At 58.4% G+C, this 21,471-nt stretch carries 25 protein-coding genes and 1 tRNA gene; 19 read left to right on the top strand and 7 right to left on the bottom strand.

Going from position 1 to position 21,471, the window contains the following annotated elements; translation table 11 throughout:
• Positions 1–40: 40 nt before the first annotated feature.
• The 6 genes from SLH47_RS01215 (at position 41) to SLH47_RS01190 (ending at position 4,645) form a co-directional block, all read left to right on the top strand.
• A complete protein-coding gene (locus tag SLH47_RS01215; RefSeq protein ID WP_320237471.1) occupies positions 41–400 on the top strand; it encodes a GerW family sporulation protein in 360 nt (119 codons plus the stop codon).
• Between the two features lie 6 nt (positions 401–406).
• Complete coding sequence (locus tag SLH47_RS01210) at positions 407–964, top strand: DUF2953 domain-containing protein (protein ID WP_320237470.1); 558 nt, start codon at positions 407–409, stop codon at positions 962–964.
• Positions 965–1,264: 300 nt separating this feature from the next.
• Positions 1,265–1,939, top strand: a complete 675-nt coding sequence (gene pth, locus SLH47_RS01205; RefSeq protein WP_320237469.1) for an aminoacyl-tRNA hydrolase — start codon at positions 1,265–1,267, stop codon at positions 1,937–1,939.
• An 11-nt stretch (positions 1,940–1,950) separates the two neighbouring features.
• Entirely contained in the window at positions 1,951–2,979 is a 1,029-nt protein-coding gene (locus SLH47_RS01200; protein WP_320237968.1) for a DUF2332 domain-containing protein, read from the top strand.
• A 117-nt stretch (positions 2,980–3,096) separates the two neighbouring features.
• Positions 3,097–4,260: a serine hydrolase gene (locus tag SLH47_RS01195; RefSeq protein ID WP_320237468.1), complete on the top strand. Its 1,164-nt coding sequence runs from the start codon at positions 3,097–3,099 to the stop codon at positions 4,258–4,260.
• 1 nt (position 4,261) lies between these two features.
• Positions 4,262–4,645, top strand: coding sequence for a DUF2237 domain-containing protein (locus SLH47_RS01190; protein WP_320237467.1), 384 nt, complete (start codon positions 4,262–4,264; stop codon positions 4,643–4,645).
• 16 nt (positions 4,646–4,661) lie between these two features.
• Here the strand turns inward: SLH47_RS01190 and SLH47_RS01185 are convergent, their stop codons facing one another.
• Positions 4,662–5,090 carry a DUF4399 domain-containing protein gene (locus SLH47_RS01185; protein ID WP_320237466.1) on the bottom strand — a complete coding sequence of 143 codons (429 nt, stop codon included), beginning with the start codon at positions 5,088–5,090 and terminating at the stop codon, positions 4,662–4,664.
• Between the two features lie 334 nt (positions 5,091–5,424).
• On the opposite strand from SLH47_RS01185, the gene ihfB reads away from it, so the two are divergent.
• The 10 genes from ihfB to SLH47_RS01135 all read left to right on the top strand — a co-directional run bounded on the left by ihfB (position 5,425) and on the right by SLH47_RS01135 (position 12,042).
• Positions 5,425–5,706 carry an integration host factor subunit beta gene (gene ihfB / locus SLH47_RS01180; RefSeq protein ID WP_320237465.1) on the top strand — a complete coding sequence of 94 codons (282 nt, stop codon included), beginning with the start codon at positions 5,425–5,427 and terminating at the stop codon, positions 5,704–5,706.
• Between the two features lie 42 nt (positions 5,707–5,748).
• A complete protein-coding gene (locus tag SLH47_RS01175) occupies positions 5,749–6,105 on the top strand; it encodes a LapA family protein (protein ID WP_320237464.1) in 357 nt (118 codons plus the stop codon).
• Entirely contained in the window at positions 6,105–6,752 is a 648-nt protein-coding gene (locus SLH47_RS01170; RefSeq protein ID WP_320237463.1) for a phosphoribosylanthranilate isomerase, read from the top strand. The genes SLH47_RS01175 and SLH47_RS01170 overlap by 1 nt, the downstream gene beginning before the upstream one ends.
• A gap of 56 nt (positions 6,753–6,808) precedes the next feature.
• Positions 6,809–7,021, top strand: coding sequence for an N-(5'-phosphoribosyl)anthranilate isomerase (locus SLH47_RS01165; protein ID WP_320237462.1), 213 nt, complete (start codon positions 6,809–6,811; stop codon positions 7,019–7,021).
• A gap of 145 nt (positions 7,022–7,166) precedes the next feature.
• Entirely contained in the window at positions 7,167–8,393 is a 1,227-nt protein-coding gene (gene trpB, locus SLH47_RS01160) for a tryptophan synthase subunit beta (protein ID WP_320237461.1), read from the top strand.
• A gap of 160 nt (positions 8,394–8,553) precedes the next feature.
• A complete protein-coding gene (locus SLH47_RS01155) occupies positions 8,554–9,060 on the top strand; it encodes a PepSY domain-containing protein (protein WP_320237460.1) in 507 nt (168 codons plus the stop codon).
• A 21-nt stretch (positions 9,061–9,081) separates the two neighbouring features.
• Entirely contained in the window at positions 9,082–9,594 is a 513-nt protein-coding gene (locus SLH47_RS01150; protein ID WP_320237459.1) for a hypothetical protein, read from the top strand.
• A 52-nt stretch (positions 9,595–9,646) separates the two neighbouring features.
• Entirely contained in the window at positions 9,647–10,114 is a 468-nt protein-coding gene (locus tag SLH47_RS01145; RefSeq protein ID WP_320237458.1) for a helix-turn-helix transcriptional regulator, read from the top strand.
• A 314-nt stretch (positions 10,115–10,428) separates the two neighbouring features.
• Positions 10,429–10,505, top strand: a tRNA-Asn gene (locus SLH47_RS01140).
• 403 nt (positions 10,506–10,908) lie between these two features.
• A complete protein-coding gene (locus tag SLH47_RS01135; RefSeq protein WP_320237457.1) occupies positions 10,909–12,042 on the top strand; it encodes a slipin family protein in 1,134 nt (377 codons plus the stop codon).
• A gap of 46 nt (positions 12,043–12,088) precedes the next feature.
• Here SLH47_RS01135 and SLH47_RS01130 read toward each other — a convergent pair whose 3' ends face one another.
• Complete coding sequence (locus SLH47_RS01130; protein ID WP_320237456.1) at positions 12,089–12,886, bottom strand: nucleotidyltransferase domain-containing protein; 798 nt, start codon at positions 12,884–12,886, stop codon at positions 12,089–12,091.
• A 26-nt stretch (positions 12,887–12,912) separates the two neighbouring features.
• Complete coding sequence (locus SLH47_RS01125) at positions 12,913–13,656, bottom strand: leishmanolysin-related zinc metalloendopeptidase (RefSeq protein ID WP_320237455.1); 744 nt, start codon at positions 13,654–13,656, stop codon at positions 12,913–12,915.
• Between the two features lie 235 nt (positions 13,657–13,891).
• Here SLH47_RS01125 and SLH47_RS01120 point away from each other — a divergent pair, with 235 nt between their 5' ends.
• Positions 13,892–15,106: a serine hydrolase domain-containing protein gene (locus tag SLH47_RS01120; RefSeq protein ID WP_320237454.1), complete on the top strand. Its 1,215-nt coding sequence runs from the start codon at positions 13,892–13,894 to the stop codon at positions 15,104–15,106.
• 121 nt (positions 15,107–15,227) lie between these two features.
• Positions 15,228–15,728: a hypothetical protein gene (locus tag SLH47_RS01115; RefSeq protein ID WP_320237453.1), complete on the top strand. Its 501-nt coding sequence runs from the start codon at positions 15,228–15,230 to the stop codon at positions 15,726–15,728.
• 88 nt (positions 15,729–15,816) lie between these two features.
• On the opposite strand, the gene rpsA is transcribed toward SLH47_RS01115, so the two are convergent.
• On the bottom strand, positions 15,817–17,490 hold the full coding sequence (rpsA, locus tag SLH47_RS01110) for a 30S ribosomal protein S1 (RefSeq protein ID WP_320237451.1): 1,674 nt from the start codon (positions 17,488–17,490) through the stop codon (positions 15,817–15,819).
• A 510-nt stretch (positions 17,491–18,000) separates the two neighbouring features.
• On the opposite strand from rpsA, the gene SLH47_RS01105 reads away from it, so the two are divergent.
• Positions 18,001–19,353, top strand: a complete 1,353-nt coding sequence (locus SLH47_RS01105) for an MATE family efflux transporter (protein ID WP_320237450.1) — start codon at positions 18,001–18,003, stop codon at positions 19,351–19,353.
• A 254-nt stretch (positions 19,354–19,607) separates the two neighbouring features.
• On the opposite strand, the gene SLH47_RS01100 is transcribed toward SLH47_RS01105, so the two are convergent.
• The 3 genes from SLH47_RS01100 to cmk form a co-directional block, all read right to left on the bottom strand.
• Entirely contained in the window at positions 19,608–20,234 is a 627-nt protein-coding gene (locus SLH47_RS01100; protein ID WP_320237449.1) for a chloramphenicol acetyltransferase, read from the bottom strand.
• Positions 20,235–20,246: 12 nt separating this feature from the next.
• Positions 20,247–20,765 (bottom strand): hypothetical protein, encoded by a 519-nt coding sequence (locus SLH47_RS01095; RefSeq protein ID WP_320237447.1) that lies wholly within the window; start codon positions 20,763–20,765, stop codon positions 20,247–20,249.
• An 81-nt stretch (positions 20,766–20,846) separates the two neighbouring features.
• The gene (gene cmk, locus SLH47_RS01090; protein ID WP_320237446.1) at positions 20,847–21,452 is read right to left on the bottom strand and encodes a (d)CMP kinase; all 606 of its coding nucleotides are present in this window, start codon (positions 21,450–21,452) and stop codon (positions 20,847–20,849) included.
• Between the last annotated feature and the right edge of the window lie 19 nt (positions 21,453–21,471).

Below are 21,471 nucleotides of genomic sequence, written 5' to 3'. Positions count from 1 at the left end.
AGGTCTAAGGCGTATTTCAACACAGATTGTGGAGGCTCCGATGGCCAATGTGGAACAGCTGATGAAAAACACGGTGGAAGAACTCGAGCGACTGCTGAACGCCAAAAATGTACTTGGTGACCCGATTGAACAGGGTGGCAGCACAGTTATCCCTTTGGTCAGCTACGGCTTTGGGTTTGGCGCTGGTGGTGGGACAGGTGGCAAGACCGGCGATAGCGGCGGAACGGGTGGCGGCGGCGGCATCAAGCCTATTGGCGCCATCATCATTGATCAGGACGGTGCCCGTGTTGAAGCGGTCAAAGGCGCGATGTCGGGTGTCACGGATGTCATTGGGCGTGTCGCGGCAAAAGCCATAGATGCACAAACGCAACGCGACAAAGACGAAGATGCGGATAGCTGACGGCCTATGCCCGTCATCCTGATGATCCTGTTGTGGCTGCTTGGGCTGTTGCTGCTTGTCGCTGCCCTCGCGGTCGCCACGCCATTGCGGCTGCGCCTCTCTGCAAAAAGCGATCCAACTTGGCGGTCGCGGGTGGTGGCGCGGCCTTTTGCCGGGATGTGCGTGCCCATTACGATTTATGACAGCACGCGCCCGCATGAACAAAAGCCGCAGAAAGAAAAGACGCCGGCAAAGTCACGAACCAAGCGGAAGTCCCGCCGTTCGATCAATGCAGAAGCCCTGCGACTGATCCCTGCGACAATCGGGCAAATGCTCCGTCAGATCCATGTCGACAATCTTCTGATCGATGGTGAATTTGGCACTGGCGACCCGGCGGAAACTGGTCAGATCTTCGGCCAATTGACACCGTTCATCTACGCCAACAGCCTTGATATCCGCCTGCGCCCGAACTTCGCCGTCGCCTGCTTGCGCGGGCGGGCAGAGGCACAGCTGTCTGTCATCCCGATCAGGTTCCTGTGGCCGCTTGCGGCCCTGATCTGGCGTGCATTCGGACCACGCAGATGACCTTTTCGATCAGCCCCACATATCGCGTTGGTGATTGTAAGATTGCTGTCCTGTCCCAAGTTACAGTGCGGGCCAAGTACCATCAATTTTCAGCTTCGGTGATTGCGGCAAAGCAGCCACTATTTCTTCTCATCGCTCGGTCCGGCCGAAGAGATGCGATTGATATGACGGGCCAACAGGTTGTGACCGAAGACATTGACGCGCTCTGTCACACGGCATGGGACCAGTTGCACGAAGCCTGAGCCGCACTACATTCTGGCCGGGCTGGCGCTGCAGCGCGGCATGAGCTAGATTGCCGCTATGAAGTTGATCATTGGCCTTGGTAATCCGGGCGTAAAGTACGCGCAAAACCGGCACAATATCGGGTTTATGGCCGTGGACCGCATCGCGTCCGATCATGGATTTGGCCCATGGCGATCAAAGTTTCAGGGCCAGATCTCTGATGGACGGTTCGGGCCCGAGAAGGTCGCGCTGCTGAAGCCCGAGACGTTCATGAACCTCTCCGGCCAGTCGGTGGGTGAGGCGATGCGTTACCTCAAGCTCGCCCCCGAGGATGTTATCGTCTTTCATGATGAGATTGATCTGGCGCCCGGCAAGGTGCGGTTGAAGACCGGAGGCGGACATGCGGGCCACAACGGTCTGCGGTCGATCCACGGGCATATCGGGCCGGATTACGACAGGGTCCGTCTCGGCGTGGGGCATCCAGGGCACAAGGATGCGGTACCCGGCTACGTTTTGCGGGATTTTCCGAAAGCGGATGCGGAGTGGCTGGATGACCTGATGCGCGGGATCAGCGATGGTATCGCTGACCTTGTTACGGGTGACGGGCCCAAGTTCCTCAATGCGATTGCGTTGCGTGTGAACCCGCCACGGTCATCGACGTCTACACCGAAACCGAAACCTGTGCGCGAGCCTGTGCCCGAGGCGGCAGATGACCGCTCCGCTCTGCAGAAGCTGGTGGATCGGTTTCGCTAGCGCCTGAACACATAGCCTCCGCGTTTGCGTTTCAGGCCAAGGCCTGCAGCAATCTGGATTCGCCCTTTATGGAGCGGTTGATGCAGGCCTGTGCGACAATGCCTTGGCCCGAAGGCGCAATTCGCGACCGCATCTTTGGCTGGCCGGGCGACATCACCCCTGCCGGACAATCTGTGCCCTTGCGACTGGCGGGGGCATTGCATGCACTGCATTTGCAGGGACATGACACGCTCGCCGCCGTCTACCCGCCGCACGAGCCGAGCGAAGAAGACCTGTGGCAGGCAATCTGCACGACGCTTGTCACCGACGCAGACCACATCGATCACTGGCTGAACAGCGCACCACAAACCAATGAGGTGCGGCGATCAGTGACGCTGATTGCGGTTGGCCATTGGCTGGTCGACAGGTTCGGGCTGCCAATGCGCACATCCGAATTGGGGGCGAGCGCAGGGCTGAACCTGAATTGGCATCGCTATGGCATGGTCGCCGGTGATGGCCATTTTGGGTCCTCAGACCCCGTACTGACCCTGCGCCCAGACTGGAGCGGCCCCCTGCCCCCGGCATCTGTGCCAAAGGTCGTGGCGCAGGGCGGCGTTGATCTGAACCCGCTTGATCCGCATAAGGATGCGTTGCGTCTGCAATCCTATCTGTGGCCAGATCAGCCGCACCGGCTGGAGCTGACGCAAGCGGCTATCGCGGCGGCGGATACGAAGGTCGCGAAAGGTGATGCCGTTGATTGGCTCAAGGGCCGCCTGCCCCACGTCGCTGGCCAATTACATCTGATCTACAGCACCGTGGCATGGCAATACTTTCCTGCGGAGAAGCAAAGAGAAGGAACCGCGCTAATCGCGGAAGCCGGTTCAAACGCGACCGAGAGCACGCCATTGGCCTGGTTCGGGATGGAAAACGATGGCAGCGGACGAGGTGCTGCGCTCACCTTGCGGCTTTGGCCGGGTGATCTGTTCTTTGACCTAGGGCGCGCGGATTTCCACGGGCGATGGGTAAATTGGGCGCCAGAGAAGCGCGATCAGCACAGCTAGGGCGGGAAAAATGGGCAATCTGGGGCCCTATGCGGTGTCGAAATCCGCCGCGACGATCACCATTGCCCTGACCGTCCTGTTGACTGCATGGTGCAGATCACGGCAACAGGAGGCGGCATGCGCAAAGCAGCAAAATGGGCGGGTGGTTTCATCCTGATTTTCACGCTCACACTGGGGGCGCTGGCCATCTGGAAGCGGGAGGAGGTCGTTCGACTGATGGGCGTGCTCGATCTCTTCTCCGAAGAGAAGATCGTCACGAACTTCTCGAACATGAACGCCATCTTCCTCAATCGGCCCTTTGCAATGACCCGGATCGCGCCGAGCCCTTTGCCGTCAGGACAACAGGCGACCTTACCGGCAGCGGTATCGGATTGGGTGGCTGAGCGGAGCGTCACATCCCTTGTCGTGCTCAAAGACGGCGCCGTGGTTTTCGAGGAGTATTATCAGGGCACTGCCCGCGAAGATGTCCGTATCAACTGGTCGGTTTCGAAAAGCTATCTTTCGGCCCTAATGGGGATCGTGCTTGCCGAAGGTGCGATCGGCAGTGTTGACGATCTGGTGGTGACCTATGCGCCAGAGCTTGCTGCCTCGGCCTATGCCACTGCTAGTATCCGGGATGTCTTGCAGATGGAGTCGGGCGTGACCTTTGACGAGGATTACCTGGACTTCTTTTCCGACATCAACCGTATGGGGCGGGTCTTGGCACTCGGCCGATCAATGGATGCTTTTGCAGTCGCACAGGACGAGAGTTTCACCGCACCCGGTACGGACTGGCAATATGTCTCTATCGATACCCATGTGCTTGGAATGGTCATCAGGGGTGCCACGGGACGCGACGTACATGACCTGATGAACGAAAAGATACTCCGGCCAATGGCCCTCGAAGGGGCGCCCTACTATCTGGTTGATGGTTTTGGGACGGCGTTTGTCCTTGGCGGGCTCAACATGACCACGCGCGACAATGCCCGCTTTGGCCAGATGTTCGCCAATGGCGGGCGCTGGAACGGGCAACAGATCGTGCCCGCGACATGGGTTGATCAATCAACAACCGCCACTGCAAATACCGCACCCGGCGCTATCGGCTACGGCTATCAATGGTGGATCCCCGACGGATCGGCGCCCGGCCAGTACTTGGCACGTGGCATTTACGGCCAATACCTCTATGTTGATCGGGTAAATGACGTCGTGATCGCCACACATGGGGCCGACCGCGCCTTTCGCGAAGCGGGTGTCCAAGCCCAGAACGAAGCCATGTTTCGCCTGATTGCAGAAAGCCTTTGATATGGAAAAAGACCCGTCATTCAACGTTCTTGGCAGCACGCTCGCCCCGTGTTCGACCGACCCGATGACGGGGTTCTTTCGGAACGGCGCCTGCGATACCTGCGCGGCAGATCAAGGCAGCCATACGGTGTGTGCCGTGATGACGGACGAGTTTCTGGCTTTCTCAAAATATGTCGGTAACGACCTGAGCACGCCGAGACCAGAATACGGGTTTGCCGGGCTTAAACCCGGCGATCACTGGTGTTTGTGCGCGAGCCGTTTCCTGCAGGCTCACGAAGAGGGCTGCGCGCCGCAGGTGAACCTGCACGCCACGCATGTGCGCGCCCTTGATATCGTCCCGATCGACGTGTTGCGCAGCCACGCTATGGCAGGTGACCTGCCATAGTTAAAGCGGCTAACCGCTAGTTCACTGTGATCGTGATCTGTTCGCTCAGCACGGGTGGATCATGTGGTACATGCGTCCAATCCCCTAAAAGAAGCTGCAGCGTATGTGTTCCCGCCGGTAGCTCTTTGGTGACCTGAGTTTGCCCGCCGCCGAAATGCACGATCTCGTCAGTGGCAGGCAGACCCGATTCCATATCGAGTGTCGCAGGATCAGTATTTATCAGTAGGTGATGATGGCCGGTATTCTCCATCTCGACATTTGCAGGCGCAACGCCCATCCCCTCGAGCCCGAAGACGATCGTAACCGGATTAGTCACAGTGTCGCCGTCGCTGGGTGAAACGATGTAGGCGCGTGCACCGTCTGGCGCGGGGCTGCGATGCCCATCTGCAAAAACTGGCGCTGCCAAAAGCAGCGATACTGACGCAATCGCAATGATGCGGTCCATGTTCTCCTCCCTCTTTGGTCTTGTCTTCTTGCGAAAAGCTAGGACGACGACACGTTTCAGCAACTCTCGGTCGCTGGTCGAGGGCACTTCGCATGGTCGACCGCACCAGGTTTCGCGAATCGGTCGTAGAGGTAATTGCGGCAGCCGCGCATCCCATCCCGCCCCCGGCGATAATCCAGCCGGATGTCGACAATTAGTTCACATCTGTGCCGCATTTGGAGCGAAAAGAGGGGAATCCCGCTATTTCACCACGGCGTCAAACTGCCTATAGTCTCTTGAAAAGCGGGCACAAACGCGCATTCGATGTTAAGTTACTGGTTGGGAGGCCAAATTTATGATCCGTTCCGAGCTCATCCAGAAAATTGCCGACGAGAACCCTCACCTTTACCAACGAGATGTTGAAAAGATTGTGAACACGATTTTTGAAGAGATCACAGATGCGATGTCCCGGGGCGACCGGGTTGAGTTGCGGGGCTTTGGCGCATTTTCCGTCAAAAAGCGTGATGAGCGCATTGGGCGCAACCCGCGCACAGGTGAATCCGTCCATGTGGAAGAAAAGCATGTGCCATTCTTCAAGACAGGTAAGCTCCTGCGGGATCGCTTGAACGGCAATTAGAGCCGGTTCAATTCACGCGCGAAATGCGCTACATCGAATCGTATGAAAACTATTCGTTATGCTTTTTGGGCCCTGGTGGGCTTGTGTTTGATCCTGATCGGGCTCGCAAATCGTGACATTGTGACCGTCCGGGCCATGCCGGAAGCACTGGCAGAGTTGCTGGCCATCTCGCCTGATGTGCAATTGCCGCTCTTCGTGGTGATCTTTCTGGGCGTTGGTGCGGGCCTCATGATCGGGTTCCTCTGGGAATGGGTGCGTGAACATCGGATGCGCGCCGACGCCAGAGGGCAGCGGCGCGAGGTAGAGAACCTCAAGCGTGAGGTGCAGCAATTGCGGGGCGCTGCCGCAGGGGCCAAAAGCGACGACGACGTTTTGGCGCTTCTTGAAAAGACGGGCTGATGCCAACCAACATTCGGGTAAAGATTTGCGGCCTGCGTGATGCAGGCGCCATCGCTGCGGCTACAGATGCTGGTGCCGCCTATGTGGGCTTCGTCTTCTTCCCGAAATCGCCGCGCCATGTCTCGCTTGAGCAGGCTGCGATGCTTGCAGCCGAAGTGCCCGTCGGTGTGGCCAAGGTCGCATTGGTCGTGAATGCGACGGATGCCGAACTGGATGCGATCTGTGGGCAGGTACCACTTGATATGTTGCAACTGCACGGCTCCGAAACGCCAGAGCGGGTGAGCGAGGTGCGTGCACGCTACGGCCTGCCGGTGATGAAGGCCGTGGGCGTGGCGGATGAAAGCGACCTCGCGCAGCTTGATGTTTATGGTCAGGTGGCCGACCAGCTTTTGGTTGATGCAAAGCCACCCAAGAATGCGGACCGCCCGGGCGGCAATGGCGCGCCATTCGACTGGAACCTGATTGGTCATCGTCGCTGGCCAGTACCCTGGATGCTGGCGGGTGGTTTGACCGTGGACAATGTCGCAGATGCCTTGGCCGTCAGCGGCGCGCGACAGCTCGATTTGTCGTCGGCTGTGGAAAGCGCACCGGGTATAAAAGATCCTGCAAAAATTCGGACGTTCATGGACGCGGCGCAGAAGGCTTAACCGGTCGTTTACCAGCGCAACTTAGCGTTAGATACATGAGCCAGACGTTCCAACGCATGACCCCAGAGATATGGTTTCGGCACTTGTTTTCGGCGCAGGCAGCGTTGGATGGTGGTGTTGTCCGTCGCAAAACACGCGACATGGAGCGCATTGTGGGCCGCGATGTATTTGTCGCAGAATTGGAACGGCGCGGCTACTCGGCGGTCGAAAACGCCGATCAGGTCATCATTTTCTGCAACGCACAGCCCGTGCGCGTATTGGCCAGTTAGCCAATTCCTGGCACAGGAATTGGTGTCAAATCCTCGATGAGGATTTGTTTCCAGACTTTCTGCGAAAGTCTGCGACCGGATGGCGGCTTTACCTCCTTTTCGCTTGGCGATAGTTCTGCCAAGCGCGAAACTTGCAGGTGTTCCCATGGCCAACGATCTTTTTAACAGCTTCATGACCGGCCCCGACGAAAAAGGCAGGTTCGGTGATTTCGGGGGCCGGTTCGTGTCGGAAACCCTGATGCCGCTGATCCTGGAACTGGAAGAGCAATACGAACATGCCAAGACCGATGACAGTTTCTGGGCCGAGATGCATGATCTCTGGACGCATTATGTCGGGCGGCCCAGCCCGCTCTATCATGCTGAGCGGCTGACCGAACATCTGGGCGGCGCCAAGATTTATCTCAAGCGGGATGAACTCAATCATACCGGTGCCCATAAGATCAACAATGTGCTGGGCCAGATCATCCTCGCCCGGCGGATGGGCAAATCCCGGATTATCGCAGAAACCGGCGCCGGTCAGCACGGCGTGGCAACGGCCACCGTTTGTGCCAAGTTCGGCCTAAAATGCGTCGTCTATATGGGCGCACACGATGTGGAGCGGCAAGCGCCCAACGTTTTCCGCATGAAACTGCTGGGGGCCGAGGTTGTCCCGGTCACCTCCGGGCGCGGCACGCTGAAAGACGCGATGAACGATGCGCTGCGCGATTGGGTGACCAATGTGCGCGACACGTTTTACTGCATCGGCACGGTCGCAGGCCCGCACCCCTATCCGGCCATGGTCCGTGATTTTCAGGCCATCATCGGCAAGGAAACCAAGGAACAGATGCAGGCCGCCGAAGGCCGCCTACCCGATACGATCATCGCCGCCATTGGTGGCGGGTCCAACGCCATGGGCCTGTTCTATCCCTTCCTTGACGACAATGAAGTCCGGATCATCGGGGTTGAGGCGGGCGGCAAGGGCGTGAACGCCAAGATGGAACACTGCGCTTCGCTCACCGGCGGGCGGCCAGGTGTTCTGCACGGCAACCGCACCTATCTTTTGCAGGATGATGTGGGTCAGATCCTCGAAGGCTTCTCGATCTCCGCCGGGCTCGATTATCCCGGTATCGGCCCCGAACATGCCTGGCTGCACGACATCGGTCGGGCGGAATATGTCGCAATCACCGACAATGAGGCGCTGGAAGCGTTCCAGCTTTGCTGCGCGCTGGAGGGAATCATCCCCGCACTGGAGCCGTCTCATGCGCTTGCGCATGTCATGAAGATTGCCCCTGATCTGCCGCGCGACCACCTTCTGGTCATGAATATGTGTGGGCGCGGTGATAAGGACATTTTCACCGTGGCAAAGCATCTGGGCTTTGACATGAAGTCTTAACCCTAGATGAACACGGGCCTAAACTTTGGTTTAGACCCGTCTTTCAAGGGTTTACCGCGACCTGATTAAACCCATGACCCATGGTGGCGTGGGTGCATTCTTGCGACGACGCTGGGGAACGGTCCGCGTGGTGTGGGCCGGCAACCCAAAGGATCGCACGATGAAAAAGACCCTTCTTTCAACCACCGCAGTGTTTGCACTTGCAGCCGGCCCAGGCTTTGCACAATCCATCGCTGACCAGGTTATCTCACAACTGCAAGACCAAGGCTACGAACGCATTGAAGTCGTCAACGGTCCGAGCCAGGTCAAGGTCGAGGCTGTCCGGCGCGGTCGCAAACTTGAAGTCGTTTACGATGCAGAGACGGGCGCCATCCTCGAAGAAGAAGTGTCAACCGTCGATGACGATGACGAGACCAGCCCCGGCATCGAAGTCTCCGATGACGATGAAGATTTCCTCGATGACGAAGACGAAGACGAAGACGAAGATGAAGATGATGACGAAGACGAGGATGAAGACGACGAGGATGACGATGAAGACGAGGATGATGACGACGATGAAGATGATGACGAAGACGAGGATGACGATGAAGACGAGGATGATGACGACGATGAAGATGATGACGAAGACGAGGATGACGACGATGAGGATGAAGATGACGACGAGTAATCAACGTGCTATGGCGTGGTGATGATTAAACGCGTCATCTTATGTGTTGCTCTGGTTGGGGCGCCGTTCGCAGCGGCGGCCCAATCGGTGCAGGAGCAAGTAATTACCCAGTTGCAGTCACAGGGCTTTTCGAACATCACCGTTGAAACGACCCTTCTGCGACGTCTTCGCTTTGTTGCCCAACGCAACAGTCAGACACGTGAACTTGTGATCAACCCGCAAACAGGCGAAATTATGCGGGACCGCTGGTTGAGTGGAAGTACAACGCCAACTGTAATCATTCCCGGCGCATCGGCAGGCGATGATGACGAGGATGGCGGTTCCAGCACGTCCGGCGGCGGCTCGGGCAATGGCGGCGGTTCGGGTAATGGTGGCGGCAACGACGACGAGGATGATGACGACGACGAAGATGATCGCGATGATGAGGATGATGACGAAGATGATCGCGACGACGATGAAGATGATGATCGTGATGACGACGATGACGATGACGATGATGATGATGACGACGAGGATGATGACGACGACGAATAAAGTCGTCTGAATACGAAGAAAGCGACTGTCCCCCGTGAAGCGCCATTGGCACATGCTTGTGATCGTCTGCATTCAGATGCTTTGCGCGTTCTTCTTTCTTTCACAGATCCTCGGGTCGGTTTTTGGCCTTGCACCGTTTAGCTGGCAGGTTCATGAGCTGATTGAGCTCGGCGCGGCATTGGGGTTGCTGTTGGGTGTGGGCCTTGGTTGGATTGTTCTGCGCCGCACGATGGCCCGCAACATCGTGGTCGAGGACCAATTGCGCGTGGCATCCGGCGCCTTCATGGACGTGATGGAAGAGAAATTCACGCTGTGGGAGTTGACACCTGCCGAGCGTGATGTGGCCCTCTTTGCAATCAAAGGCATGTCAACGCAGGAGATTGCCGCGCTGCGCGAGGTCAGCGAGGGTACGATCAAGGCACAGACCAACGCAATTTACCGCAAGGCAAACGTTTCAGGGCGCACGCAGCTCTTGAGCCTGTTTATCGACGATCTCATGGCGGATGCCGCATCAAGCTGACCTGTGGTCACCCAAATTCGCGCAAGATTTGCCAAGATCCGGCCCGTTTGAGAGGTCGGTGGCACCGGCTGATCAGCCAGTGATTTTCATTTGTTGCGCAAGTTGGTAATTTTGTTGCGCTCGGATCACAGCCCCCAAACCCCCTGTTTTTGTCCGGTTGAGCGAATCCGCCACCAACACCTATTCAGCAAGTCCCGATCAGACGGATCGGACCCTAGCGGTCAGAGGTGATCACTCTGCCGGTGCGGGCGGCGCTGCCAGCCCCGTATGCCAGGGCCGAAAAGTTGGATAGGGCTTGGCTTCAGGTGCCAATGTTCGATGTAGCTCATCCTGGTAGAGCAGTAGACCATTAATCTACGTGTGGCGGGTTCGAATCCCGTCATTGAAACCAACGGAAAAAGCGCGTGAGCGTTTGAGGTTCGATTCCTCATAACAGACGTCTGCAAAACGTCTTCCATACGGGTATCCGGGGTCGCCTCAGCGGGGGTGACCTGCCCGCTTGCGGCTGCCTTGGTGGTCGCGAAACGAACGATCATCGCTGCTCTGCCCTTTTGGCGGCGGTCGGCGATGGCAGGCACGGCCTTTGGTTCGGCATGGGTGGTCTCGACCACTCCGGCCCGCGCCATTGGTCCTGCCCGTCCGCTCACCTGTCTGCCCCTGATCGGGCATGGCGCGGGGCAGCCTCGGATATCTTTCACACCTGTCACCCGTTCCGGGTGCAACCCAAACCAAACCCAAAAGGAGATCGCATTGCGACACCGATGTTAACCGCAAGAGAATGAAGGAGAAAAATGATGTTGCGGCTATTTGATACACTCACGGGCCACCGGCGGCTGGTCCTGACCGAAAACGACCGGGCCATTCTGACGCGCAAAGGGCGGATCGTCGCCTTGCTGGGCGCAGGCGAACACCGGATCAAGCGCGACGACATGGTCGACGCGCATACGCTGACATCGCCCTTCGTCACAGGCGCGAACGTAGACATGCTTCTGCGGGACGCACCTGATCTTGTGGCAACACATCTGGTCGAAGTGCGGACCGGCGCTGCCGAGGTTGCCTTGGTGGCCCGGGACGGGCGGCTGATCTCGGCCGTGGCGCCTGACACGCGGCTGCACCTTTGGGCAGATGCGGGGCCTTTCCACGTCACGCGGCACGATGTGGCCACGGACGTGAAGGTTCCCGCTGATCAGGCCAAGCGGCTGGTGCGGGCACGGCTAACCGCGCTTTTGACCTCGGTCGAAGTGGCGGAAGGCCATGTTGGGGTGATGACCCTCGATGGTACGGCGCCTGCATTGCTCGACCCCGGCTTGCACACGTTCTGGAACGTCGGGCCCAAAATCGCGGTCAAGGTCGTGGATACGCGGCTGCGGTCGCACGATGTGACGGGCCACGAAATCCTCACGCGGGATCGGGTGACGCTGCGGGTCAACCTCGTCGCCGACTTCCGGGTTGTGGACCCTGTGACAGCCGTCACCAAGGTCCGGGATTTCGAAGAGGCGTTGCATCGGGCGCTAGGGCTCGCTTTCCGGCGGACGCTGGGGGCGCTGACGCTGGATGCGCTTCTGGCCGACAAGGTCGCCGTGGACGAAGGTGCCGCAAACGCGGTGCGGGCTGAAATGGCGGCCTTGGGTGTCGAGGTGGGGGCGATTGCGCTCAAAGACGTGATCCTGCCCGGCGAGATGCGGGACATCCTGACGGCGGTGGTTGCCGCCGAGAAGGAGGCCGAGGCCAACGTCATCCGGCGGCGGGAAGAAACGAACGCCACGCGGTCGCTTCTGAACACTGCCAAGGTGATGGCCGAGAACCCTGTGATGCTGCGGCTCAAAGAGCTCGAAGCATTGGAGGTCATCGCCGGCAAGGTCGAGCGGCTGACCGTACACAACGGCACTGCGGGCCTCTTGGCCGACGTCGCCAAACTGCGCGATTAAGACGAACCCATCCGAAGGTGACTTCGGGTGGATTCTTTGTTGCTGATCAGTAAGGCCGTTCGATCCCCAGCGTCTCGGCCAGCCGCGCCCAGGTCACGGCCTCGAAGCGTTCGGGCCATTCCGCGCCAATCGCCTCTGCGCGTTTGCGTGCGCGGGGCAGAAAGGCGGTCGCATAGGCCAGATGCGCATCAATCATCGCCTGCCGTTCGGGCACGGGCGGCGGCAATGAAACCAGCAGCGCTTTTTGTCCCTCGGTGATCAGCCTGTTGAGATGCAAAATCCCACCCCGATGGGGCGCATCCGTCTCTGCAATCAGCAAATCCACCAGCTTATTGCGCAGATGGAAGACGCCCAGCACGCCGTTGATGTATTCTTCGCGCCCGGCAGCCAGATGCAAAAGCCCCAGAATGCGGATGAATTCCTCAACCTGATAGATGAACCGTTTGGAATCCGGGATCGGGCTTACCTTGGTCCCGGGCAGCGTTTCATAGATCCTGTCATGATCGAAAAGCACCTTGAGCGTGCTTTGGGTATGCCCGCGCATCTGCTCTGGTTTCAGGATGATGACATCCGTTCGGGTCCAGTCATCCGTGATCGCGTTGATCAGCACCGGCACGGTCGTACGGTCCCACCAGAGCACAATCTCGCCCGTCTGCGCGACCGCCTCGCGCCAGATCGCTGCGACGGCGTCGCTTGCGCCATCATCCGCGACCATCACGAAATCAATGTCGCTATAGGCGTCGGCCATGCCATTGCCGTAACTGCCGGAGAGAAAAAGCGCCTGAATGCCGGTGGCGTCCCGCACCGCCCTGGTGATGGTGGCAATCACGTCGGTGTGGTCCATGACACGTCCTTGTTTTCCGAGGATGGTTAGGCGTCCTCTAGCACAATTGGCTCCGGCCGGCCCACCCGGCAGAGGTCACAAATTCGCACCGCCTCCGTCACGCCCATCAGGACAAGCTCGCGAAAGCTCGGCAGCACGTAAGAATCGGCGCGGCTATAGTCCACGGTATAGCCGATATCCTCAAACGCGGCGACGGACAGGCGGCTGAGCGGGCGTTCGGTGCCCGACAGAAAACCGGTCAATAACTCATCGCCAAAGATCAACTCGCGCCAATGCCCTTCGCGAGTTCCCTCCCCGCCTGTGTTGGACAAAGGCACCGCATCACCGCCCTCAGGATCAAGTGCCGCATATTCGCGGATCGATGCGGGGCCGGTAAAACGCGGGTCCATCGACCCCCGGCCCCGGATCAATCGCTTGCGCGCCCAGAGCGTACCAAAGCCCAGCACATGCGCCATCTCGTGCAGGATCACATCCTCAAACCGCCCTTCACTCTCTAGCTTTGCGACATCCGCGCTGTCGAATTGCATCACACCGGTCACCGGCAACCCCGTGTCACCACGCAAGGCCGTGGGGCCGGCTTGGCCGAGAATACCGCTTTCACCATCGATGTCTTCGATGGTGGCATCGATGCGCACACCGGTCAGGACGTCGCCATCGACCTCGGTCGGTGCGAACGACGTATCGATGACGGTATCCCACCGCCGCGCGGCCCGGTCAAAGACCCCACGGCGTGCAGCGGACATCCCTTCTGCGAAATTCAAGGTGATCATGATCGCCTTCCTCCTTCTGGGTTGTGTGGGATAACAAATCAAAGCCCGCGCCGGGATGAAAGCACAGGTTGCAAAATCGGCGCCCTCTGGCTGACCTTAAGGCAGCCGACTGACCAAATGTTACCGATGCGGGCAAAGGCGCGCGTTCTTTTGCCCATCCACCCTGCGACGTGAACTTGCCAGTCACTTGTTGCTGGCGCAAAAGGCCAATGTGTCAGGGAGTTGAGGGATTAGTATGAAACGGCTTCTGAAATGGATCGGCGTCATCATCGCAATCGTCGCCATCGTGATTGGCGCTGCAATCACCCTCTATCTCTATACGCCCGCCAGCTATGAAAACAGGCTGTCCGCAGTGCAGCGCGCAGCAGAGCGTGGCGTCGCCGCAGGCCATTGGCCGGGCGTGATGTGGGCCATCGTGCAGAGTGGTGAGGTGATCACGACCGGGGCCGCTGGTTTCGCCGATATAGAAGCGGGCATTGCAATGACCCCCGAAACAATCATGCCCATTGGCTCGATCACCAAAGTGCTGGCCGGATTGGCAGCCTCAATTGCAGCCACGGAGGGGCTTCTTGATTTGGATGCGCCAATCACTGACGTGCTGCAGGTACCCCTTGACCCGAAAGACGGCGCGGCGCGCAGTTTTGCGCATCTAGCGACCCATACATCGGGCATTATCGATATCGATGCGGTTTATGAGGAGCACGGGTATCATTATGGATCCGCGACCCATCCCGTGCCGCTCGCCGATTTTCTGTCGCGAACCTTGGGTGCGGATGGCGATCTTTATGAGCCCGCGCTGTTTGGCGATTGGGTGCCCGGAACGCGCTATATCTATTCCAATATCGGTGCTGGATTGGCCGGGCAGGTTATTGCGGATGCAGTTGGTCAACCTTACGCAGATTTCACGACCGAGCGGATCGTCGCACCATTGGGACTGTCCGGATTTTGGGGGCATATCGGGCCAGCGCCAGACACCGATCCTGCGCACGCGGTTCTTTATGATCGGGGTGAAACCGGTGCCTTTGAAGCTTTGCCGCCATATGGGCTGGCGACATGGCCCGACGGGCAGTTCAATGCCTCAGCAACCGATCTGGCGCGCCTGCTGGCCGTGATGATGGGGGATGGATTGTTGGATGGGCAGCAGGTTCTGTCCGCGGTCGCCGTTCAGATGCAGAAGACCCCGCGCGTGGCGGACATTCCCGGTAAGGACACGCCGGGCGATTTCATCGGCTTGTTCTGGGAGCGTGAGACGCTCACGGTCGGGCCAATCGCGCTGACCTTGGAAGGGCATTCAGGCGGTGATCCGGGCGTGATCACCTTCATGTACCGCACGCCCGGCCACCCAACCGGGTTCGTGCTGATGTTCAACGGAGAGCCGGAAGGCACAATGGGCCTTCTTGCAATCGTCCGCCTTGTGCGGCTTCTGGCAGGGATGCCGCTGCCTGACTGAGAGGTGCAGACATTTTCACCGGATACGGCTCATGAGAGAGAATGCTCCCTCTATGCGTGCCGCACTTCGCTGTCATATTTATCTGGCAAGTAGCCAAAAGTGACAGACAAGAGGGAACAGGATGGCGCGCCGCAGCAAGGAAGAAGTGATAGCCGAAATCAAACGGCTTTATGAATGCTTTGACGATATGATTGATCAGATCAACACGCATGGTCCCGTCGATAACTTCATCGATAAGAGCCTTTTGATCCCCTTGTCAGCATATCTTGATGGTATTGAGAACAGAGAGTTCACGGCAAGCGAAGCGCTCAGCGGGATCAAAGAGGGCGTGAATGGCAATTGCCTTTTCCTTTTGGAATACATTGAACGGGACCCGGACGCCGTCGCCGCGATGCTCAAAGGGTATCAAGAAAAGACGGGACGGGATTACTGGACGGATGCGGGCGATCCGAAGAAAGCGGTCAAGGCGATTTTGAAGCGGGGCTACGCAGAGACAGAAGACGAATATTACCTGATCAAGGAAGTCGTCTGCGATGTCGACAACAGCCTGATTGCAAATCGCGACCGGCCAAAGGCCGAGCGTATCATGGACGACTTTGAGCAGCGCAGCATCGCACAATAGCACCTGCACATGCCGCACCACTCGCAAATGAAAAAGCCCCGCCGCAATTACTTGCGACGGGGCCAATCCTGAGACGGCTTAATGCGACTTATTCGTCGCCTTTCAGCGCTGCACCGAGGATATCACCCAGCGATGCACCGGAATCGCTTGAGCCATACTGCTCAACCGCTTCCTTCTCTTCCGCGATCTCGCGCGCCTTGATCGACAGACCCAGCTTGCGGGTCTTGCTGTCGATATTGGTCACACGCACGTCGACTTTGTCGCCAACGCCGAAACGCTCTGGACGCTGCTCGGCACGGTCACGGGACAGATCGGAGCGACGGATGAAGGATTTCGCACCTTCGTAGTCCACTTCGATCCCGCCATCTTCGATCTTGGTGACCTCAACAGTGATGATCGACCCACGCTTCACGCCACCAACGGCTTCGGCAAAGGGATCGCCGTTCAGTGCTTTGATCGAAAGCGAAATCCGCTCTTTCTCAACATCCACTTCAGCAACTTTGGCCTTGACCACGTCACCTTTGCGGAAGTCGCCGATCACGTCCTCACCACGGCCTTCCCATGTCAGGTCGCTGAGGTGAACCATGCCGTCAATGTCGCCTTCAAGGCCGATGAACAGACCAAACTCGGTGATGTTCTTGACCTCACCTTCAACCTCGGTCCCTTCTGGGAACTGCTCGGCGAAGACTTCCCATGGGTTGCGCTGTGTCTGCTTGAGGCCCAGGGAAACACGACGCTTGGCGCTATCGATTTCCAGCACCATCACTTCGACTTCCTGAGAGGTCGAAACGATCTTGCCGGGATGCACGTTCTTCTTGGTCCAGGACATCTCAGAGACGTGGACCAGACCTTCAACACCCGCTTCCAGCTCAACAAATGCGCCATAATCGGTGATGTTGGTCACGCGGCCCTGATGCACTGAACCAAGGCTGAACTTGGCCTCAACCGCATCCCATGGATCTTCCTGCAGCTGCTTCATGCCGAGGGAAATCCGGTGGGTTTCCTTGTTGATCTTGATGACCTGCACCTTGATCGTTTCACCAATGGTCAGGATCTCGGACGGGTGGTTGACCCGGCGCCATGCCATGTCGGTGACGTGCAACAGGCCGTCAACACCGCCCAGATCAACGAACGCACCGTATTCGGTGATGTTCTTGACCACGCCGTCCACTTCCTGGCCTTCGGTCAGGTTGCCGATCACTTCGGCGCGCTGCTCGGCACGAGACTCTTCCAGGATCGCGCGGCGGGACACAACGATGTTGCCGCGGCGACGGTCCATCTTCAGGATCTGGAAAGGCTGCTTGAGACCCATCAGCGGGCCAGCGTCACGCACAGGGCGCACGTCGACTTGAGAGCCGGGCAAGAAGGCCACAGCGCCGCCAAGGTCCACAGTGAAACCACCCTTCACACGGCCAAAGATCGCGCCATCGACACGCTCTTCATCCGCATAGGCTTTTTCCAGACGATCCCAGGCTTCCTCGCGGCGGGCCATCTCACGGCTGATCACAGCCTCGCCCTTGGCGTTTTCGACCTGACGCAGGAACACTTCGACAGTGTCACCAACAGCCAGTTCAGGGTCTTCCCCGGGATTTGCGAATTCTTTGAGTTCGACACGGCCTTCCATCTTGTAGCCCACGTCGATAATGGCCTGGCCCGCTTCGATTGCGATCACCTTGCCTTTGACAACTGACCCTTCCGAGGGCGTGTCCATTTCGAAGCTTTCGTTCAAGAGCGCTTCAAACTCTTCCATTGTGTTTGCCATGTGGCGTCGTTTTCCTAACGTTTGGTTTTATACGGGCCGCGCGGTTGTCTCCGCCGGTCTTTGGGTTGCGGTTTGGTCTGGCATCGTTCACGAACGAAAAACATCAGGGTCGGCATTGACCGACCCTGCTCAAGTCTCACGCTCGCGCCTGTCTCGACGCTTCAACAGGGCGGCGTATAGGGGGGATTCCCCTGTAATGCAAGGGGGTTCACGGCGTCTTGGAAAGGGCCCAACGGAGCGTTTGCGGTGCAGGCGGGCGGAGCATAAAGCGCTCAATATCCATCAGGTGGACTGCGCATCATGCGGTGCACTGGCCAACTATTAATCAACGGTCGGCTCAGAGCCCAACTTAATCCTTAGTCAGATTGCAGCGAAAGTCCAGTTTCAGGATTTGCGGGGTTGATCGGCCTTGGCGTAGTCCTAGTTACTCACTCGAACGATCACCGCATGGCTGGTGCGAAACATCTCTTATTGAGGGTCAGGGCCAGGGACCCTTGACGAGGTGTCTTTGTGACTTCAGAAATCACCAACATCAATGAACCACCGGCTGGATCGAACCTTTGGTCTGAGGCGAAAGCTCTGACCGCGCTTGGGTTTCCTATCGTCATTTCCTTAGCTGCTGCGACGCTTATAGGTGTGGTCGACACCATTATGATCGCGCCACTTGGGACTGTACCGCTCGCGGCGGCGTCGATCACGGCCTCGGTCATTCTCATCTTCTACTCTGCGCTTTACGGGTTTGTTTCCATTATCGGTGTTCGGATGGCGGAAGCGCAGGGACGCGGCAGTGCTGAAGCCTTGTCCGACGCGACGTGGACGGGTGTAATCGTGGCGACAGTGACCGGCATGATAGGTGCCGGGCTGATGCTCGCAGCCAAGCCAGCCCTGGGCCTGATCGGTCAACCGGAAGAGGTTACAGACGTCATTGGCGGCTACTGGACCGCCATGAGCCTACTTCTGATCCCCTACACGGTTTTCTATGCCCTCAAAGCGCTCTTCGATGCGATAGGGCGACCATGGTTGGGCGTGGGATTAGCGTTTGTGGCCGTTGTCGTGAATGTCCCTGCGAATCTTGTTCTCATCTATGGTATCGGGGGATGGCCCGGCCTGGGTTTGCTCGGCGCGGGTGTCGCCAGTCTTCTGTCTCAAACGGTGCCGTTGATCTTTGCATGGGTAATCTGGAAGCGCGCCAAATCTACATCTAAAGCAAGACAACCTAAGCAGCGCAGCCGAATAGAACTGTTGGTTCAGATCAAGGAAGGCTCTGCCATCGCCATTGGCTATGTTGGCGAAGGCGGGGCGTACGCTGTGGCTGGGCTGATGATGGGGTGGTTCGGAGCCGTAGCGCTTGCCGCCAACCAGATCGTCGCGTCCATTGGCGGTGTGCTTTACATGGTTCCTCTCGGCATCTCCATTGCCGTATCTATCCGGATTGGCCAAGCCATCGGAGCGGAGGAACGGACGCGCCTCGTCTCAATCGGCAAAGCAGCACTGCTCGTGATCGTCACATGGATGACGTTGGTGATGATCGGGATATTCTTGGGCGGTCGCGGAATAGCCAACCTGTTATCTGATGACCCTGATGTGGTCATGCTCGCGGCAAGCATGTTTCTGATCGTGGCCGCAATGCAGATTGCGGATGGTGTGCAAGGTACGATGCTCGGTGCGGCGCGCGGAATGATGGATAACCGGGTCCCTGTTGCCATTACCCTTGTCTGCTATTGGGTCATTGCTTTGCCACTCGGCTATGTCTTGGGTTTCGTCGTCGATCTTGGGCCGAACGGCGTGTGGATTGGCTATGGCTCGGGCTTGGCAATCGCCGCTGTCGCTTTGACAAGACGATACTTCATGATGGCGCGCTGACCTTACAAATGGAAGCGGACCTTCGTAACGAGTCCGCTTCCTTACGCAACGCTACTATTCACATTTCCTTAACAAATCTTAACGCACGCCCCGTTAACGCACCGATTTGACCGGCTTAAGCGTAAATCTGTACGTACAGCTTCTGTACGGAAAACATACAGGTTCTGTATCCGTCAAAAACGCTTGTTTCCTGAGGGCAAACGCCCGTTAACACATCCCAACTTCACATCCGCCACTTTTGACCGTACGCCGCGTTAGAGTTTCTCCAGCGCCCCCTGCACCGCCGCGAAATAGGCGCCGACCTGCTCCCCATCCACAAGCGCGTGGTGCACCTCCAGCGTCATCGCCATATCCCAGCGCCCGCCCTGATCCACGAACTTGCCCCACGAGATGCGCGGGATGCAATCCTCCGGTCCGGGCAGGGCATTGTTGATCGAAGTGTAATCGAGCCACGGCATGCAGGACAAATACGCCAGATCGTCCCGCTCGCCTGCGTTGGCCTGCAGGCTGCCTTGCGTTGCCACCTGGTCGATCAGCGCCTTGGCCTGCGCATCAAACGCAGTAAAATCAGACAGATAAGGCACGTAGGCATAACCAAACGACCCGGCCTTGGTCGGGACCGTCATCGACAGCGTCACCATGTCATGCCGCACCACCTGATCACCGCGAAACCGCATGCAAAGCTCCGGCACCGCATGCAACCCCGTCCCAATCGCATAGAGGCAACCGCGATAGGGCGAGACCCCGTCCGCCTTGCGTGCGAGAAGGTGGCTAACATCCAGCCGCGATGTCACCGCATAATGCGGCCGCTGATAGCTGCGGAAGAAGTGAAACTGCGCGGCACGGGGCCAGGTGGCAAGATCAACGATGTGTTCAGTCATGCCACCTTGGTGTCAGATATCCTGTCCACGCTCCAGCAGCTTTTCGATCAGTTGCCGCTGCAGATTACCGCTATCCCCGGCACCAAACTGCCCCGCACCGCTGCTGTAAAGCGTGCCATAGGTCTTGGCGACATTCACCGTCTGCGCGAGGCCAGAGATCAGCTGATCACGCTCCAACTCTCTGAAAGGATGCAGATAAATCCCCCAGAGCCGCCCATTAGCCACGGCATAGCGGGCATCAAGCGCGCTGTCGAAATTGGCCTGCATCACGCGCTGCAGCTCTTCCTGTGTCATCCCCTCGGCCGAGCGGATCGGCACCATCGCCCGCATCCGGTTGGCGCCTACGTCAAAGATGATCAGCACCGGGATATCGTCGATCTGAAACTCAAATCCATTGCCGGAGGTCCGCGCCTCCGGATCAAGCGCCAGCACAATCTCGGCCATACGCGGCACGGTCATATGCGGCTCCGCCTCTTGGGCAGTGGCGCTCAGGGGCATCAGAAAGGCGACAAGGGCAAGAATACGGATCATGGGCAAACTCCTTTGCCCGCCAGCTAAGCACAAGGAATGGCGATTCCCTAAGCAACCATTGGTGAAATTCTGTAATACGCGTTAACGGGCGTCTTCGATGACGGCGACGGCAGCAGCGACAGCCGCGTCGATACTCAGGTCAGACGTGTCGATCAGCACCGCATCCTCAGCGGGCACGAGGGGTGCCGCAGCGCGGGTCCGGTCACGCTCATCACGGGCTTTGACATCCGCCAGCACCGTCTCATAGGTCACATCCATGCCCTTGTCGCTCAGTTCATCGAACCGCCGCTTTGCGCGGCAACCGGGGCTGGCGGTGACGAAGAGTTTTACATGCGCCGTGGGGCAGATCACCGTGCCGATGTCCCGGCCATCCAGAACTGCACCACCCGGACGCGTGGCGAAACTGCGCTGAAAGGCAACGAGGGCATCGCGGACCGCCTGATTGGTCGCTACCTGGCTGGCGGCCTGCGCAACCTCGGGCGTGCGCAGACCGTCAGCGTCCAGATCAGCGGGGTCAAGTGTGCGGGCGGCGGAGACCGGATCAGCCCCACCAAGCATCTTGGCACCAACGGCACGGTACAAAAGCCCGGTATCGAGATGGGCGAAGCCGAAATGTGCCGCTACAGCCTTGGAAATCGTGCCCTTTCCCGCCGCTGCCGGCCCATCAATCGCCACTGTGAATGTCAACGTTTGCTCCTCAAAAACT

The sequence above is a fragment of the Cognatiyoonia sp. IB215182 genome, assembly GCF_033963905.1.
Lineage (GTDB): Bacteria > Pseudomonadota > Alphaproteobacteria > Rhodobacterales > Rhodobacteraceae > Yoonia.
This window is presented reverse-complemented; position numbering and strand designations above follow the sequence as displayed.